Origin of the sequence: uncultured Aquabacterium sp., from assembly GCF_913773725.1 — a bacterium.
Classification (GTDB): Bacteria; Pseudomonadota; Gammaproteobacteria; order Burkholderiales; family Burkholderiaceae_C; genus Aquabacterium.
Genome location: NZ_CAJYGK010000156.1, coordinates 181,607 through 196,697, shown reverse-complemented (window position 1 = coordinate 196,697; position 15,091 = coordinate 181,607). Strand labels below are relative to the sequence as shown.

The window sequence follows — 15,091 nt, the reverse complement described above, 5'->3', positions numbered from 1 at the left end:
GCCCGCGCTCGACACCTTGCCCGCCGAGCTGGCGCTGGTCGGCGACCTGGAGGACCTGGAGCAAGGGGCCCGAGGCTGCGACCTGCTGATGACCCACTCTCATGGCCGGCAGGCGGCCGAGCGGCTGGGCAAGCCTTTCTTCCGCCTCGGCTTTCCGGTGTTCGACCGCATCGGCAATGCGCACCGCGTGATGGTGGGCTACCGGGGCACGCGCCAGTTCATCTTCGAGGTGGCCAATCTGATGATGGCCCACCTTCCGCATGCCGAGCCCGACACCTGGCCCTTGCCCGACGCCGCGCGGCGCGTGGCCCGTCCTCAGGCCTGCTCGACCACCCCCACCACAGACGGAGTGACATCATGAAAGTCGCCTTCAGCACCCAGGACAAGCAGCGCGTGGACGCGCACTTCGGCTGGGCCAAGAACCTGGCTGTGTACGACGTGACACCCGAGGGCTATCACTTCGTCCAGAACTTCGAGTTCGGCGGCAAGCTGGAAGAAGACGGCGACGAGGACAAGCTGGCGCCCAAGCTGGAAGCCATCCACGACTGCGCCATCCTGTATGTGGCGGCCATCGGCGGCTCGGCGGCGGCCCGTGTCGTGGCCGTGAAGATCCACCCCATCAAGGTGCCGCAACCCGAGCCCATTCTGGACATCCTGGAAAAGCTGCAGGAGGTGCTCAAGGGCACCCCGCCCCCCTGGCTGCGCAAGGCCCTGCTCAAAGGGCAGGCCGCGCCGGTTTCCCACTTTGAAGACGAAGACGAGGTCAACCATGGCTGACGCCACCACGATCGATGCGCCCACCGACGAGGCGCTGATGACCACGCCGTTCGTGCGCGAGCTGGTCAAGATGCTCCGCGCTCAGGACACGCACGGCACCTGGGACGGCAAGAGCGACCGCACGCTGCTGAACCCTTACATCCTCACCCCCGAGCAGCGGCGCGAGATCCCGATCATCGGGGATCCGGATCCCGAGACGCTGTGGCGCGTGGAGCTCTTCTACAACGCCATCGGGGTGGCCATCGAACGCGAGACCGGAAACATGGTCACGCCCATGATGAAGATGAGTCACGAAGGCTTCGGTCGCATGGTCTTGCTGGCGGGCCGGCTGGTGGTGGTGAACAAGCAGCTGCGGGATGTACACCGCTTCGGCTTTGCTTCGCTGGCCAAGCTGGCCGAGGCGGGTGGCAAGTTCGTGTCCGACGGCGTCGCGATGATCCGCGACTACCCGGCCGTGGCGAACTACGGGGCCTGATGCCCCGGCAAGCGGCCCCGACGCCCTTCATGTTTTTTGCATCCGGAGTGAACCCCATGGACGCCGATGAACTCAAGGCCCGGCTCAAGAAGCTCAATGCCCAGGCCACGCAGGCCAAGATGGACCTGCACGACTTGTCCGAGGAGCTGCCCACCCACTGGGAGAAGATCCTGGAGGTGGCGCAGCGCTGCCATGACGCCCACGCCGCGCTGATGGAAGCCCGCAAGGCCGCCGCCGCGGCGAGCGCCTGAGCGACGGGGCGTGGCCATGAGCACCTTTTCCGTCACCATGCCCAGTGGCGAGCGCTGGGAGCCGAAGTTCGTCCAGAACATCAACGAGGCCACCTGCATCGGCTGCGGTCGCTGCTTCAAGGTGTGCCCACGCGGTGTGCTCGAGCTGGTCGGGCTCAATGACGAAGGCGAGCGTGTGTCGATCTCGGACGATGACGACGAGGACGAAGAGTACGAGAAGAAGGTCATGACCATCGCGCACCAGGAACTGTGCATCGGCTGCACGGCGTGCTCGAAGATCTGCCCGAAGAAGTGCTACACGCACGCACCCGCCACCGTGTGAGGCCGGGAGGCCCAGCGGGCGGGTTTGCGTTGAGACGACACGGCAGGGCGCTTTGTGCGGTATACAAGCGGCCTGTACCCTGTTTTCCCGGTCTGTCGCCTCTGCTGCCATGTTCCGCTTCTTGTCTGTCGCACCCTGTCGCGTGCCCGCACCCTGGTTGAAAGGACACCGCCCATGAAGAGGCTCATGGCCTGGCGGCCCACTGCACGACGGGTGGTCTTGACGGCCGCCCTGGGCCTGGCGGCCTGCGGACTGGCCGGTGCAGGTGAAGTGCAGGTGGCGGTGGCTGCCAACTTTGCCGGGCCGTTCCAGAAGATCGCGGCCGATTTCGCGGCGCAGACCGGCCACAAGGCCGTGGCCGCCACCGGCTCGACGGGCAAGTTCTACACGCAGATCCAGGCGGGCGCCCCGTTCGAGGTGCTGCTGGCGGCCGACGACGAGACACCCAAGAAATTGGAAGCGGAGGGGCTGGCGGTCAAGGGGCAGCGCTTCACGTATGCCGTCGGTACGCTGGTGCTGTGGAGCGCCAAGCCGGGCCTCGTGGACGCGCAAGGGAATGTGCTGACGACGGGACGCTTCAGCAGGCTGGCCATTGCCGATCCCAAGGCGGCGCCGTACGGGGCGGCGGGTGTCGAGGTGCTGCGGGCCCTGGGGGTGCTTGACGCCGTGGCATCGCGGATCGTTCAGGGCGCCAACATCGCGCAAGCGCATCAGTTCGTGGCCACCGGCAATGCCGATCTCGGCTTCGTGTCGCTGTCTCAGGTCGCGGTGCCCGACAAGCCGTCGATCGGCTCCTGGTGGGTCGTGCCGGCCCGGCTGTACACCCCCATCCTCCAGGACGCTGTGCTCCTGACCAAGGGGGCTGGCAATCCGGCCGCAGCCGCGCTGCTGGCCTACCTCCGCAGCGAGCCGGCCCGGGCCGTCATCAAGGCCTACGGCTACGGGCTGTGAACCATGGCGTGGTTGCAGCCTGAAGACGTCCAGGCCCTGGTCCTGACGGCCGAGTTGGCCGGTGTGACCACCGCGTTGCTGCTGCTGCTGGGAACGCCGGTGGCATGGTGGCTGGCCCACACGCGCTCTCCTTTCAAGGGCCCGGTGGCGGCCATCGTGGCCTTGCCGCTGGTGTTGCCCCCCACCGTGATCGGCTTTTACCTGCTCATCCTGCTGGGCCCGCAGGGCCCGGTCGGGCGCTTCATGCAGGATATGGGCTGGGGGCTGCTGCCCTTCACCTTCAAAGGGCTGGTGGCGGCCTCGGTGCTGCACTCGCTGCCGTTCGTGGTCCAGCCGCTGCACCAGGCTTTCGAGGCCATGGGCCGGCGCCCCCTGGAGGTGGCCGCCACGCTGCGGGCCAGCCCCTGGGATCGCTTCATCACCGTGGCCCTGCCGCTGGCACGGCCCGGCTTTCTGACGGCTGCGGTGCTGGGCTTTGCGCACACGGTGGGTGAGTTCGGTGTCGTGCTGATGATCGGTGGCAACATTCCCGGTGTGACGCGCGTGCTGTCGATCGCCCTCTATGGCCATGTCGAGGCCAGCGAGTATGACCAGGCCCATGTGCTGGCGGGGGGCATGGTGCTGTTCGGCTTTGGCGTGATGTGGTTGCTGTACCTGCTGTCGGGCCGTACGGGGCTGCGCGCCGGAGCGCGCCATGCCTGAGTTGCAAGCCGACCTTCGTGTGGTGCACCCTGGTTTCGAGCTGGATGTGGCGCTGCGCCTGCCGGCCCGTGGGGTCACGGTGCTGTTCGGCCCCTCGGGGTGCGGCAAGACCACGGTGTTGCGTGCGCTGGCCGGTCTGGAGCGCGCCCGGGGGAGGGTGGCGCTGGCGAGTGAGGTGTGGCAGGACGACGCGGCGAGGGTGTGGGTGCCGACGCACCGCCGTGCCGTCGGCTACGTCTTTCAGGAAGCGAGCCTGTTCCCCCACCTCACCGTGCAAGCCAACCTGATGTACGGCTGGCGGCGCGTGCCGGCGGCATCGCGCCGCGTGGCGGTGGACGAGGCCGTGGCGCTGCTGGGCATCGGGCACCTGCTGGGGCGGATGCCGGAGGCGCTGTCGGGCGGTGAGCGCCAGCGGGTCGCGATCGCACGCGCCTTGCTCACCAGTCCGAGCCTGCTGTTGATGGACGAGCCCCTGTCGGCACTCGATGCCGCACGCAAGGCCGAGATCCTGCCGTATCTCGAACGCCTCAACCGTGAGTCGGGCGTGCCGCTGGTGTACGTCACGCATGCGCTGGACGAGGCGGCCCGCCTCGCGGACCACCTGGTGCTGATGCGGGCAGGGCGGGTCGAGGCGGCCGGGCCGGCGGCCGAGACCTTGTCGCGGCTGGATCTGCCGCTGAGCCAGCTCGATGAGGCTGCCTCGGTGCTGCAGGCCACCGTGATGGCACATGACCCGGATTTCGGCCAGAGCCGGCTCGCGCTCCAGGGCCTGTGTCTTTGGGTGGGGCAGTGTGCCCATGCCCCGGGCTCGCAGGTGCGGATACGCGTGCTGGCTCGCGATGTGAGCGTGTCGCTCAGCCACGCCCGCGACAGCAGCATCGCCAACATCCTGCCGGCGCGCATCGTGGCCTTGCGCGAGGACGGGCCGGACACCGTGACCCTGCGGCTGGCGCTGCTGCCCGGCCCTGAGAGCGGCCAGGCGCCGGCCCAGGCGCCTGTGCTGCTGGCCCGCCTCACGCGCCGGTCCTGCCTGCACCTGAAACTGCATGAAGGCCAGGCCGTGTTCGCGCAGGTCAAGGGGGCGGCCCTGATGGGCTGACCGCCCTCGACATGGCGTCGAGGATGAGGTCGAGCGCGCGCGTGACCGCCTGTTCCTGATCGGCTAGTGCCACGCCCCACTGGGGCAGCTGTCCGTCGACGGCCATGCGCGCCAGTCCGTATGCACTGCCTCGCAAGGCGAGTGCCACGTCCGCCGCAGTGGGCCCGCGAGGCAGTGCGCCTTCCTGCTGCGCCATGCCCACCAGCCGGATCGTCGTGTCCCGCACTGCGGCGAAATGCGTGGCCAGGCTGTCGGATCGCTCGAAATCGAACAGCGCCCGGTTCGACACCAGACGGAACTGGGTCGGGTGGCGCATGGCCCAAGCAATGAAACTGCGCCCCAGTTGCTTCAGTCGCTGGGTGGCCGGCCCGGGGCACGCTTGCTGGTCCCGCTCGACGATCACGTGAAGCTGGCGGACAGCCTCTTCCGCGATGGCCGTCATCAGGGCCCGCTTGTCGGGAAAGTGCCTGAACGGGGCGCCGGAAGAAACGCCGATGCGACGGGCCACCTCGCGCAGGCTCACCTGCTCCAGGCCGGTCTCTGAAGCCATGACGAGGGTGGCCTCCATCAGCGTCTGACGCAGGTTGCCATGGTGGAACGGGCGGGAAGCATGCATATGGAAGCACCGTAATGTAAGCAGTGCGCATTTTGCTTGGCGCGGCGTGACCGGCTGACTAGCATCGGCCCTCACTGCCCGTTCGAAGGGCCAGCCCGGAGATCCGCATGCCCACAGACCGCTCCTCCCGTCCGACGCCGTTCATGCGCCATGGGCCCTGGTGGCCCGGGGTGGTCTTGCTGTTCGGGATCTGCCTGGCGTTGCTGGCCAGCGGCCTGAACACCGAGAACCTGCGCATGGCAATACGCGCCACGGCCCGGCTGTCGCTGGTCTTTTTTCTGATGGCTTACACCGCCGGTGCGGTCTGGCAGCTCCGGCCGGGGCCCGCCTCGGCATGGGTGCGGCGCCATCGACGGCAGTGGGGACTGTTGTTCGTGGCCTCGCACACCGTGCACCTGGTCTGCATTCTCTTGCTGCGTCGTGTCGATCCGGCACTGTTTCATACGCTGGTGCCCGCTGCCACCGTGGTGACGGGGGCGCTGGCCTATGCTGTGCTATGGGCCATGGGGGCGTCGTCCCATGACCGTGTCGCCGCGGTGATGGGCAAGGTGGTGTGGGCGCGCTTGCACCTATGGGGGAGCCATTATCTGTGGCTGAGCTTCGCGGTGGCCTACGGCAAGCGGGCGCTGATGGATCCGGTGTACACGATCCCGATGCTGTTGCTGCTGCTGGCGGCGTCTCTTCGCGTGTGGTGTGCCGTGGTGCATCGGACGTCGTCGGTCCCTTCTCGTTCGGGCTGAGCGCGTCGGCCGGGTGGGCATTGGCCTGCCGCAAAACACGGGCAGCCCCACGGTGAGAACATGCGGCATGCGCCGGCAAAAGGCCGGCTGAGGAGATGCCATGCCATCCGTGCTGAGCGATGTCGTCCTTCAGGCGCTGCTGCATGAGGACGCGCCCTACGGTGACCTCACCACCGACAGCCTGGGCCTGCCCGATGTGCCGGGGCGGGTCGTGTTTGCCGCCCGCCAGCCCATGACGGTGTGTGGCAGCGAAGAGGCGGTGCGCCTGTTCCAGCTGTGCGGGGCGCAGGCCCACGTGAGCACGCCGACGGGCCGGCACGTGCTGGCCGGCACCGAACTGCTGGCGGCCCATGGCCCCGCGCCGGGCCTGTTGCTGGCATGGAAGGTGGCGCAGACGCTGGTCGAGTACGGCAGCGGCATTGCCAGTGCCGTGGCCCGCATCGTGACCGTGTTGCGGGCCGCAGGCCACGCACAACAGGTGGCGTGTACGCGCAAGGCGTTTCCGGGCACCCGCGCACTGGCCGCCAAGGCGGTGCACGCGGGCGGGGGCGTCATGCACCGCTTGGGCCTGTCCGAAACCGTGCTGCTGTTTCCCGAGCACCGCCTGTTCGTGGACCACAGCGTGGACGACACCGTGGGGCGCTTGCGCAAGCTGCAGCCCGAGAAGCGGGTGGTGGCCGAGGTGGGCTCGATGGAGGAGGCGCTGGCGCTGGCCGAGGCGGGTGCCGACGTGCTTCAGCTGGAACGGTTCTCGCCAGAGGCGGTGCGGGCGTGCCGCCTGGCGCTGCACACCAGCCGGCTGCATCCGGTTCTGGCGGTGGCCGGCGGCGTCCACGGAGACAACGCCGTGGCCTATGCCGATGCGGGTGCCGATATGCTGGTGACATCGGCCCCGTACCACGCACCCCCGCGGGATGTAGAGGTGCGTTTCTCGCGGGACGTCTGAACGCGTCAGCCGCGCGCGGGGCGGCGTTGGCGCAGCACGGCGGCCACGCCGACGATGCCGAGGCCCGTCAGGGCCAGCCACGCCGAGGCCGGCTCGGGGACCGGCGCAGCCTGCAGCACGAACGACAGGTTGTCTGCGTAGCCGTCGTTGTCGCCACCGGACAGGCGCTCCATCGACAGCGAGAACATCAGCGAGGTGGTGCCCATGGGCAGCACACCGCTGTCCGCCAGCCTGAACAGGCCGGTCTGCTGGCCGCGATCGCCCGGCATCATGGGCCCGATCATGGCGTAACCGATCTCGGACTGTGTCTGGTCGAGGAAGGAAACGTACAGCAGCGCGTTGTCCTGTTGTGCCAGCCAGCCACCGAGCCAGCCGCTCAGCTCATACCGCAGAGGCTGCCCCGCGAGCGTGCCGAGTTCGACGGTCTGGTATCCGGCGCTGCGTTCACCGACGCCTGCAAACATCTTGCTGCCGCGGTCGACCGGGCCGGGCTGGGTGGGCTTGACCCAGTTGTCGCCGTAGTCCACGGACTGGAAGAGGCTGTAGCCGTCGAAGGCCAGCCAGCCCGAGACACCGGATTCGGCACCGCCATTGACGATGAGGTTGTCGTTGAGTTGAACGGCGGCGTGGGCGCCCAGCGCCAGGCTCAGCAGGCCGCCAAAGGCCAGTTTCTGGATGGTGTTCATGGTGTGTTGCAAGGTTCTAGAAGAAAGCGTCAGATCTGGAACTGGTCGAGCACGGCCGCGCCGCCCATGGCCGGGTCGCTGATGGAGGGCTCACCGGTCTCCAGATGGCCTGCGAAGCGGCGGCTCCAGCCGGCCAGCTGCGACACGCGCACGCTGAGGTCGTACCAGCAGTGCTCAGGCAGGGGGCGGCGCAGCGTGTGCTGGCTGCGGGCCGGCACCACCACCTCTTGAACGGCGCCGTCTTCGTAGCGCAGCGTGCGCAGGGTGAAGGTGGCTGCCGTCTGGCCGTCGTTGCGCAGCGTGACGACCAGTTCGCGCAGGACTGGATCGCCGCTGACTTCGACAGCGGGTTGCGGTGCGGTCGTGCCTGCGGCCGGTGTGGTGCCCGTGACATGGCGGTGCCAGCCGTTCGGCCCCAGCACCCACAGGTCGTACGCGGTGCCCGCGCTCATCGCCCACAGTGCGTCCAGCGTGTCGCCGGCGCCCACGGTGTAGCGGCGGGGCACCTCGGCCAGCGCCTTGCGGTTGTAGACGTGGAACACGGCGCCGGCCTGTCCCTGGTTCTCGAAGCGCAGCGTCACGCCCTTGCCGGACACGGTGGCCGTGGCCTTCAGGTCGTAGGGCAGGGGACGCGCCGGGCGGATGCCGGCGTCCTGCACGGGGGCCTGCAGCGAGGTCGGCGTGGCCGGGGTCTTCGTGCCGGGCAGGGCCATCGCGCGCAGGCGGCGGGCGGTGGTGCTGGGCAGGTCGTCGGTGAAGGGGTTGTCCTCGGGGCGTGCGAAGTCGAAGCAGCTCAGCAGGTCCCCGCTCACGGCGCGGCGCCACGGCGAGATCAAGGGCTCCTGCACGCCGAAGCGGGCCTCGATGAAGCGGATCACCGAGGTGTGGTCGGACACCTGCGAGTTGACCCAGCCGCCCTTCGTCCACGGCGACACGACGTACATCGGCACGCGCGGGCCCAGGCCGTAAGGACGGCGGTGATACTGAGGGTCCGAGCCGTTCAGGTTGTGGTGGTACTCGCCGACCGTGTCCACGGTGGAGCCGCCGGCCAGCTGGGCCTGCGCCGGGTTGGCGTCATAGCGCAGGTACGAGGGCGGGGCAGGCGGGGGCATGTGGTCGAAGAAGCCGTCGTTCTCGTCGAAGTTGATGAGCAGGACGGTCTTGCTCCACACCTCGGGGTTGGCGGTCAGGGCGTCCAGCACCCGGGCGGTGTAGTCCGCGCCCTGGGCCGGGCTGGACGGGCCCGGGTGCTCCGAGCCTTCGGCCGTGGCAATGATCCAGCTGACCTGAGGCAGGCGGTTGGCCAGCACATCGGCCTTGAGCAGGTCCAGATCACGCGTGCTGATGCCGCGCTCGCGCAGGGCACGTGAGTAGCCCGGACGCAGGTACCAGGCGTCGCGGAAGGGGCGGAAGCCGGCCAGCGGGTTGTCGGTGAAGTTGTCCGCCATGTTCTGGTAGACCTGCCAGCTCACGCCTGCGTCCTGCAGCCGCTCGACATAGGTCGTCCAGGTGTAGTCGGTGTTGCGGTCGAGGCTGAACCAGTCGCGGCTGTTGTCGGTCGAGGGACCGCCCGCGACGGCAAGCGGGTCGTTGTGGCCGCTCCACAGGAAGAGCCGGTTGGTGTTGGTGCCCGTCTGGGTGGCGCAGTGGTAGTGGTCGCACAGCGTGAAGGCCCGGGCCAGCGCGAACTGGAAGGGCAGGTCGCTTTCCTTGAAATAGCCCAGGGAGTGGTTCTGCTTTGCCTTGGGCCAGTCGTTCATGCGGCCGTGGTCCCAGGCAGCCTGGGCATCCGGCCACGAGTGCGGCGTGCCCGACACCCGCATCACCGAGAAGTCCTGTTCGGTGTTGAGGTGGAAGGGGGCGATGGCCGTGCGGGTGCTGCCCCAGTTGGGGCGGCCGGGAACCGGTGCGCCGCCCCCGATGGGCTGGACGAAGACCGACTTGCGGGTGAAGGTGCCGACGCGGTCCATCACGGGAATCGGGAACGGGTCGCCGAAGCCACGTACCCCGGCGAGCGTGCCGAAGTAGTGGTCGAAGGAGCGGTTCTCCTGCGTGAGGATCACGATGTGCTCGACATCGTGGAGGGTGCCGGTGCGCTGGTTCGCCGGGATGGCGAGGGCGCGCTGGATGGCCGGCGGGAAACTGGCGAGCGCGGCGCTGGCGCCGACGGCCGAGCCGAGGTTACGCAGAAAGCTGCGGCGATCTTGTTGTGTCATGAAGGTCGGTTCCCGAGGGATGAAGAAAACCCGCCTCAGGGGCGGGGCTTCATGCCACTCTAGGAACCGAGATTGAAACGCCGATGGCGCCGTGGGGACCGATCAGCGCAGGGGAAGATCGGTCACGCCGTCTCTCAGCCGCTGCGCCGTTGACGCCAGCACAGGCCTCCCAGGCCGGCAGCCGCCAGCACAAGCCCGGCCGGCTCGGGCACCGGCGTGGTCAGCGTGATCGGCCCGCTCCAGTGCAGGTAGTTCTCGATGGGGATGTTCAGTTCGGTGTAGGTGCCGGACAGCACGTTGCCCAGGCGGGACCCCAGCAGGAGCGCGCCGACGCCGTCCGCGAACAACTCGGGATAGCTCACCTCCAGGCGGATGCCGGTTCCATCCGGACCGGTGCCGATGCCCGTAACCACGCCGGTGTAGTCCACGGCATCGTCGGGGCCAAACTCGGCAGGCAGGTCGACGTGCAGCGTGCCGCTTCCCGGACCGGTGCCGATCACCAGCGTGACGGCCGCGGAGAACGGCTCGCCTTCGATCGGCGTGCTGCCGTTGTACCACTGGGTGATGTCCCAGGTTCCGGTCCAGGTGCCTTTGAGGTCGGCAGCCAGGTCGGCATGGGCACTCACTGCTGCGACCAGGCCGAGCGTCGCTAGACCCGTTTGGGTCAGCTTCTTGATCAATGTCATGTGATTCCCCTGTCAATGTGAATGTTTGCCCCCTTGGATCGGGGGCGGATTCACCGTATCAGGGGGAGGTCGTCTTGCCAACCCCTCAGCCCGGGTTGCCGCTGCCCCTCAGCAGCGCCTCGATGACCCCCGCGCCGCTGCCGCCCAGCGGGTCCAGTTCCTGGACCTTGGCGAGATAGGCCTCGGCCGCAGCGCGGTCCTGGCAGCGCAGCCGGATGTAGGCGAGCGCCTTGAGCGTGAACACCCAGAAGCGCGCTGGCCCGGGGGCCAGAAAGTCGGCCATGTCGGGCGTCACCGTGCGCCAGTCGTCCGGCAGGCCGGCCTGCGCGGCGGCCACATCCAGCCCCTTCAGCGCAGCCAGTTCGGCCTGCTCGAAGTCGGCATGGCGGGCGTGGAACTTGTAGAGCAGGTAGTAGAGCGAGGGGCACTCCGGCGCGCACACCTGGGCGGTCCACAGCAGCGCCAGTGCGCGCTGCGGGTTGGCTTCGGTGCGGGCCTGGTCGACCAGGTGGCGTGCCTGCGGCGGGACGTCGCCGCCGAACAGGTCGCTCGAGGCCTCGCCGGTGAGGAGGTTCACCATGACCCCGCCGATGCAGCCAGACGGGTCACGACCTCTCCGCCCAGCAGGTGCTTTTCGAAGATCTCGGGCACGTCGTCGGGCGTCACGCGGCTGTAGAGCACGCTGTCGGGAAAGACCACGACGTTGACCCCGCCATCGCAGGGACCAAGGCAGCCGGAGTAGGTCACGCCGACCTGGTCGTAGGCCTGGCGAGCCTGCAGTTCTTTCCAGAAGGCCTGCAGCACGGCCTGGCTGCCCTGGGCGGCACAACAGCCGCGTGGGTGGCCGGGGGGCCGCTGCTGGGAACACACGAACACACTGCGATCTGGGCGGGACATGAGGGGCTCCGGGGTGGGGGGATGCAGAAGAGGCGGCGCGCTCAGCCGAACTTGAAGAGGATGCCGTGCCCACCGCGGGGGTACTCCCACTCGACGTTGCGGTGCTCGGAGCAGATGATCCGGCAGCTGCCGCATTCCAGGCAGCCGTCGGTGATCAGCGTGACCGCGCCGTTGCCTTCGGTCTTGTAGCAACTGGCCGGGCAGACAAAGGTGCACGCGCGGTTCTGGCAGTCCGAACGGCACACCTCGGTGTCCTTGATGCGGATGTGCGGGCGGCCTGCGTCCACCTTGTAGCGGTTCTGATAGAGCTTCTCTTCGACGTTGACGGCAATCGGGGTCATGAGGGTCTCCTGGATGCGAGAGGACGGGGGGCGCTCAGCGGAAGGCGCGCCAAAGCTTGACGGCGTCACCGACCAGACCGGTGAAGCTGCGCGCCGTCCGGAAGCTGGAGAAGATCTCGCGCTCCTTGGTCTTCTTGTCGACGTTGTCGACCGTCACCATGGTGCGGGCCGCCTTGTTGAGCAGCTCCGGGTAGGTGGTGAAGAACTGCGGGTTCTCGTGGAAGACCCGCGGCATGTCGCGGTACTTCTTGAGGTCCTTCATCACGAAGGACTCATCGAGCGCCTTCTGGTAGGCCTTCAGGGTCGACGCGTTCAGCGGCTTGCTCGCAGCCTTTGCGGCGATCACGGTCTCGGCCGCCAGGCGGCCTGTCGTCATCGCCAGGTTGGAGCCTTCGCGGTGCACCGCGTTGACGAAGCCACCCGAGTCCCCGACGATCATCCAGCCGTCGCCATAGACCTTGGGGATGGCGAAGAAGCCGCCTTCGGGAATGAGGTGCGCGCAGTACTCCTTCATTTCGCCACCCTGGATCAACGGGGCGATGGAGGGGTGCCGCTTCATGTTCTCGAGCAGCTGATAGGGCGCGGTCTTGTTCTCGTTGTGCTTGAAGTCGGACAGCATGCAGCCGATGCCCAGCGTGATCGAGTCCTTGTTGGTGTACAGAAAGCCTGTGCCCATCATGCCGTCGGTGATCTTGCCGACCATCTCGATGACGACGCCCTCGTCGTCCTTGATGTTGAAGCGCTGCTGGATCAGCTCTTCCGGCATGAAGTGGATCTCCTTGACCGCCAGCGCCACGTTGCCAGCCTTGACCTCGCCATGGAAGCCGGCCTTGCGGGCCAGCGTGCTGTTCACGCCGTCGGCCAGGATGACCACGTCGGCGAACACATCGCCGGCCTCGCGGTCGCAGCGCACACCCACCACCTTGTCGCCGTCCATGATCAGGCTCTGCACCGTCGTCTCGCAGATCAGCAGTGCGCCGGCTTCGCGCACCTTCGAGCTGAACCACTTGTCGAACTGCGCCCGGATGATGGTGTAGCGGTTGTAGGGCGGCTTGTTGTAGTCCTCGCTGCGGAAGTGGCTGCCCACGAAACTGGCGTCATCCAGCACCCACATGCGCTGCTCGATGATGTGGCGCTCCAGCGGGGCATCGTCCCGGAAGTCCGGGATGATGCGCTCCAGCGCGTCCGCATACAGGATGGCGCCCTGCACGTTCTTCGAGCCCGGGTACTCGCCCCGCTCGATCTGCAGCACCTTCAGGCCGGCCTTGGCCATGGTGTAGGCCGCGGCGTTCCCCGAAGGACCGGCCCCGACGACGATGGCATCGAATTGCTTGTTCACGTTCACGTCCGTTCTCCTGAGGTCGCGTCGAGGAAGATCAGGCCACCTTGCGCACGCGCTGGGCGATGTGGGTCTGGAAGGCCTGGGTCAGGGCCGGCAAGACCTGCATGGCGTTGCCGACGATGCCGTAATGGGCGAAGTCGAAGATCGGGGCATTCGGATCGGTGTTGATGGCCACGATGACGTCGCTGGCCTCCATGCCCACGCGGTGCTGGATGGCCCCGCTGATGCCGGCGGCGATGTACAGCTTGGGGCGCACCGTCTTGCCCGTCTGACCCACCTGGCGGTCGGCCTCGACCCAGCCTGCCTGCACACAGGGGCGGGTGGCCCCCACTTCGCCACCCAGCACGCGGGCCAGGTCGAACACAAGCTTGAAGTTGTCCGGGTTCTTCAAGCCCTTGCCGCCGCTGACGATCACATCGGCATAGGGCAGGTTGATCCGGTTGCTGTGGGCGTCGGCGATGAAGTCGAGCAGCTTGGTGACGATGCCGGTCTCGATCAGGCCGAGGGTGTCTTCGCTGGTGGTGCCCACGCGCGTCTCGTCGGCGCACGGCATCGCCATCACGCGGGGGCGCACGGTGGCCATCTGCGGCCGGTAGGCCAGAGTCATGATCGTGCACAGGAGCGAGCCGCCAAAGGTGGGCCGTGTGGCAGCGAGGGCGCGTGTGTTGGGGTCGATGGCCAACTCGGTGCAGTCGGCCGTCAGGCCGGTCAGCAGGGTGGTGGCCACCGAGCCGGCCAGATCACGGCCCTGCGACGTGGCACCCAGCAGCACGATCTCGGGCTTGTACTTGTTGACCAGATCGGTCAGGCCTTTGGTGAAAGGCTCGTTGCGGTAGCCGTTGAGCACCGGGTCGCGCATGATGTAGACATGGTCGGCACCGAAGGTGAACGCTTCGCGGGCGAAGGCGTCGAGCGGCTCGTCGGGGCCACCCAGCACCACACCGCACAGGGGCGAACCCAACTGATCGGCCAGCTTGCGGCCTTCGCCCAGCAACTCCCACGACACGCTGTGCACGTGACCACGTTCGTGCTCGATGAACACCCACACGCCCTTGTAGGCCTTGAGTTCCTCCGACAGTTCCAGGTTGCGTCCGCGTCCGGCGGGCTTCAGGGCAGGTTTGGCTTCGCTCATGGTAGGGCTCCGGTACAGAGGTGGCGCATTGGGCTCAGGCGCTGAGCTTGTCGACCAGGTCCTGCTCCAGCGTGGGATGGACGGTGAAGATCGACTGGAGCAGATTCAGGGAGATGTCCCGCAGCGACGAGCTCTCCACGGTCATCATCTCGGCCTTCTGGGCACGGGGCGTCGGCCCGAACACCCGGCTCACGACCGTCGGCGAGCCCTTCAGGCCGATCTTGGTGACGTCTTCGATGCCGGCGTCATCCTTGTTCCACTTGCGCACCTGGCAGGCCGCGGCATGGATCATCATCGGCAGCGATGCAAAGCGCATCTCGTTCGTGTTCTCCAGCATGGTGATGAGGCAGGGCAGGGCCGTCCGCAGCACCTGCACGCCACCTTCTCCGCGACGTTCCACGGTGATCGTGCCCTTCTCCAGATCGGTCTCCACGATGCGCGACACATAGGTCAGCAGTTGCAGGCCCAGCCGCTTCGCGATGCCGGGGCCCACCTGCGCGGTGTCGCCATCGATCGTCTGCTTGCCGGTGAAGACCATGTCCACCTTCTGCTCGCTGCCGATCTTGCGGATGGCCGAGGCCAGCGCATACGACGTGGCCAGCGTGTCGGCCCCGGCGAAGGCCCGGTCCGTCACGAGGATGGCGTCGTCGGCGCCGAAGCTGATGCACTTGCGCAAGGCTTCCTCGGCCTGCGGCGGGCCCATGCACAGCACGGTGACCTTGCCGCCGAACTGGTCCTTCAGGCGCAGTGCCTCTTCCAGCGAGAACAGGTCATAGGGGTTGACGATGGCCGGAACGCCCTGGCGCATGATGGTGTTGGTGACCGGGTGCACGCGAATCTGTGCGGAATCCGGGACCTGCTTGATGCAGACGACGATGTGCATGCTGGGCTCCTGCTCGGGCAAGGGAATCG

The 15,091-nt window shown here is 67.7% G+C and carries 20 protein-coding genes; 10 read left to right on the top strand and 10 right to left on the bottom strand.

Translation table 11 applies throughout. The features are described from left to right. The 8 genes from QZ709_RS19095 to modC all read left to right on the top strand — a co-directional run. Window positions 1-361, top strand: a 361-nt coding sequence (locus QZ709_RS19095; protein WP_294639123.1) for a nitrogenase component 1, incomplete at its 5' end; no start/stop codon positions are given. Then, window positions 358-777 (top strand): nitrogen fixation protein NifX, encoded by a 420-nt coding sequence (nifX, locus tag QZ709_RS19090; RefSeq protein ID WP_294639121.1) that lies wholly within the window; start codon window positions 358-360, stop codon window positions 775-777. The genes QZ709_RS19095 and nifX, both read left to right, overlap by 4 nt. After that, on the top strand, window positions 770-1,252 hold the full coding sequence (locus QZ709_RS19085) for a NifX-associated nitrogen fixation protein (RefSeq protein ID WP_294639119.1): 483 nt from the start codon (window positions 770-772) through the stop codon (window positions 1,250-1,252). The genes nifX and QZ709_RS19085 overlap by 8 nt, the downstream gene beginning before the upstream one ends. 56 nt (window positions 1,253-1,308) lie before the next feature. Further along, window positions 1,309-1,503 carry a CCE_0567 family metalloprotein gene (locus QZ709_RS19080; RefSeq protein WP_294639118.1) on the top strand — a complete coding sequence of 65 codons (195 nt, stop codon included), beginning with the start codon at window positions 1,309-1,311 and terminating at the stop codon, window positions 1,501-1,503. 16 nt (window positions 1,504-1,519) lie between these two features. Then, a complete protein-coding gene (gene fdxB, locus QZ709_RS19075) occupies window positions 1,520-1,825 on the top strand; it encodes a ferredoxin III, nif-specific (RefSeq protein ID WP_294639116.1) in 306 nt (101 codons plus the stop codon). A gap of 174 nt (window positions 1,826-1,999) precedes the next feature. Then, window positions 2,000-2,776: a molybdate ABC transporter substrate-binding protein gene (modA, locus tag QZ709_RS19070; RefSeq protein WP_294639115.1), complete on the top strand. Its 777-nt coding sequence runs from the start codon at window positions 2,000-2,002 to the stop codon at window positions 2,774-2,776. Window positions 2,777-2,779: 3 nt separating this feature from the next. Then, complete coding sequence (modB, locus tag QZ709_RS19065; protein WP_294639114.1) at window positions 2,780-3,478, top strand: molybdate ABC transporter permease subunit; 699 nt, start codon at window positions 2,780-2,782, stop codon at window positions 3,476-3,478. Further along, window positions 3,471-4,577, top strand: coding sequence for a molybdenum ABC transporter ATP-binding protein (gene modC / locus QZ709_RS19060; protein ID WP_294639113.1), 1,107 nt, complete (start codon window positions 3,471-3,473; stop codon window positions 4,575-4,577). Before modB ends, modC begins: the two co-directional genes overlap by 8 nt. Here modC and QZ709_RS19055 read toward each other — a convergent pair. Then, window positions 4,552-5,193, bottom strand: coding sequence for a TetR/AcrR family transcriptional regulator (locus QZ709_RS19055; RefSeq protein WP_294639112.1), 642 nt, complete (start codon window positions 5,191-5,193; stop codon window positions 4,552-4,554). The genes modC and QZ709_RS19055 overlap by 26 nt on opposite strands. 107 nt (window positions 5,194-5,300) lie before the next feature. On the opposite strand from QZ709_RS19055, the gene QZ709_RS19050 reads away from it, so the two are divergent. Both QZ709_RS19050 and modD read left to right on the top strand, forming a co-directional pair. Further along, entirely contained in the window at window positions 5,301-5,933 is a 633-nt protein-coding gene (locus QZ709_RS19050; protein ID WP_294639111.1) for a hypothetical protein, read from the top strand. A gap of 100 nt (window positions 5,934-6,033) precedes the next feature. Continuing rightward, window positions 6,034-6,879 carry a ModD protein gene (gene modD, locus QZ709_RS19045; RefSeq protein ID WP_294639110.1) on the top strand — a complete coding sequence of 282 codons (846 nt, stop codon included), beginning with the start codon at window positions 6,034-6,036 and terminating at the stop codon, window positions 6,877-6,879. Between the two features lie 5 nt (window positions 6,880-6,884). Here modD and QZ709_RS19040 read toward each other — a convergent pair whose 3' ends face one another. From QZ709_RS19040 to QZ709_RS19000, 9 genes are all read right to left on the bottom strand, one after another. Then, window positions 6,885-7,565: a PEP-CTERM sorting domain-containing protein gene (locus QZ709_RS19040; protein WP_294639108.1), complete on the bottom strand. Its 681-nt coding sequence runs from the start codon at window positions 7,563-7,565 to the stop codon at window positions 6,885-6,887. 29 nt (window positions 7,566-7,594) lie between these two features. Further along, the gene (locus tag QZ709_RS19035; protein WP_294639106.1) at window positions 7,595-9,781 is read right to left on the bottom strand and encodes a phosphocholine-specific phospholipase C; all 2,187 of its coding nucleotides are present in this window, start codon (window positions 9,779-9,781) and stop codon (window positions 7,595-7,597) included. Between the two features lie 134 nt (window positions 9,782-9,915). Beyond that, window positions 9,916-10,467 carry a PEP-CTERM sorting domain-containing protein gene (locus QZ709_RS19030; RefSeq protein ID WP_294639104.1) on the bottom strand — a complete coding sequence of 184 codons (552 nt, stop codon included), beginning with the start codon at window positions 10,465-10,467 and terminating at the stop codon, window positions 9,916-9,918. Window positions 10,468-10,552: 85 nt separating this feature from the next. Continuing rightward, window positions 10,553-11,047, bottom strand: a complete 495-nt coding sequence (locus tag QZ709_RS19025) for a hypothetical protein (protein WP_294639102.1) — start codon at window positions 11,045-11,047, stop codon at window positions 10,553-10,555. Further along, complete coding sequence (locus QZ709_RS19020) at window positions 11,041-11,364, bottom strand: (2Fe-2S) ferredoxin domain-containing protein (RefSeq protein ID WP_294639100.1); 324 nt, start codon at window positions 11,362-11,364, stop codon at window positions 11,041-11,043. Before QZ709_RS19020 ends, QZ709_RS19025 begins: the two co-directional genes overlap by 7 nt. Before the next feature lie 41 nt (window positions 11,365-11,405). Continuing rightward, entirely contained in the window at window positions 11,406-11,705 is a 300-nt protein-coding gene (locus QZ709_RS19015; RefSeq protein ID WP_294639098.1) for a ferredoxin family protein, read from the bottom strand. A gap of 34 nt (window positions 11,706-11,739) precedes the next feature. Next, window positions 11,740-13,044 (bottom strand): FAD-dependent monooxygenase, encoded by a 1,305-nt coding sequence (locus tag QZ709_RS19010; RefSeq protein WP_294639135.1) that lies wholly within the window; start codon window positions 13,042-13,044, stop codon window positions 11,740-11,742. Between the two features lie 37 nt (window positions 13,045-13,081). Then, a complete protein-coding gene (locus QZ709_RS19005; RefSeq protein ID WP_294639097.1) occupies window positions 13,082-14,179 on the bottom strand; it encodes an electron transfer flavoprotein subunit alpha/FixB family protein in 1,098 nt (365 codons plus the stop codon). Window positions 14,180-14,213: 34 nt separating this feature from the next. Then, window positions 14,214-15,062, bottom strand: coding sequence for an electron transfer flavoprotein subunit beta/FixA family protein (locus QZ709_RS19000; protein WP_294639096.1), 849 nt, complete (start codon window positions 15,060-15,062; stop codon window positions 14,214-14,216). Window positions 15,063-15,091 lie beyond the last annotated feature (29 nt).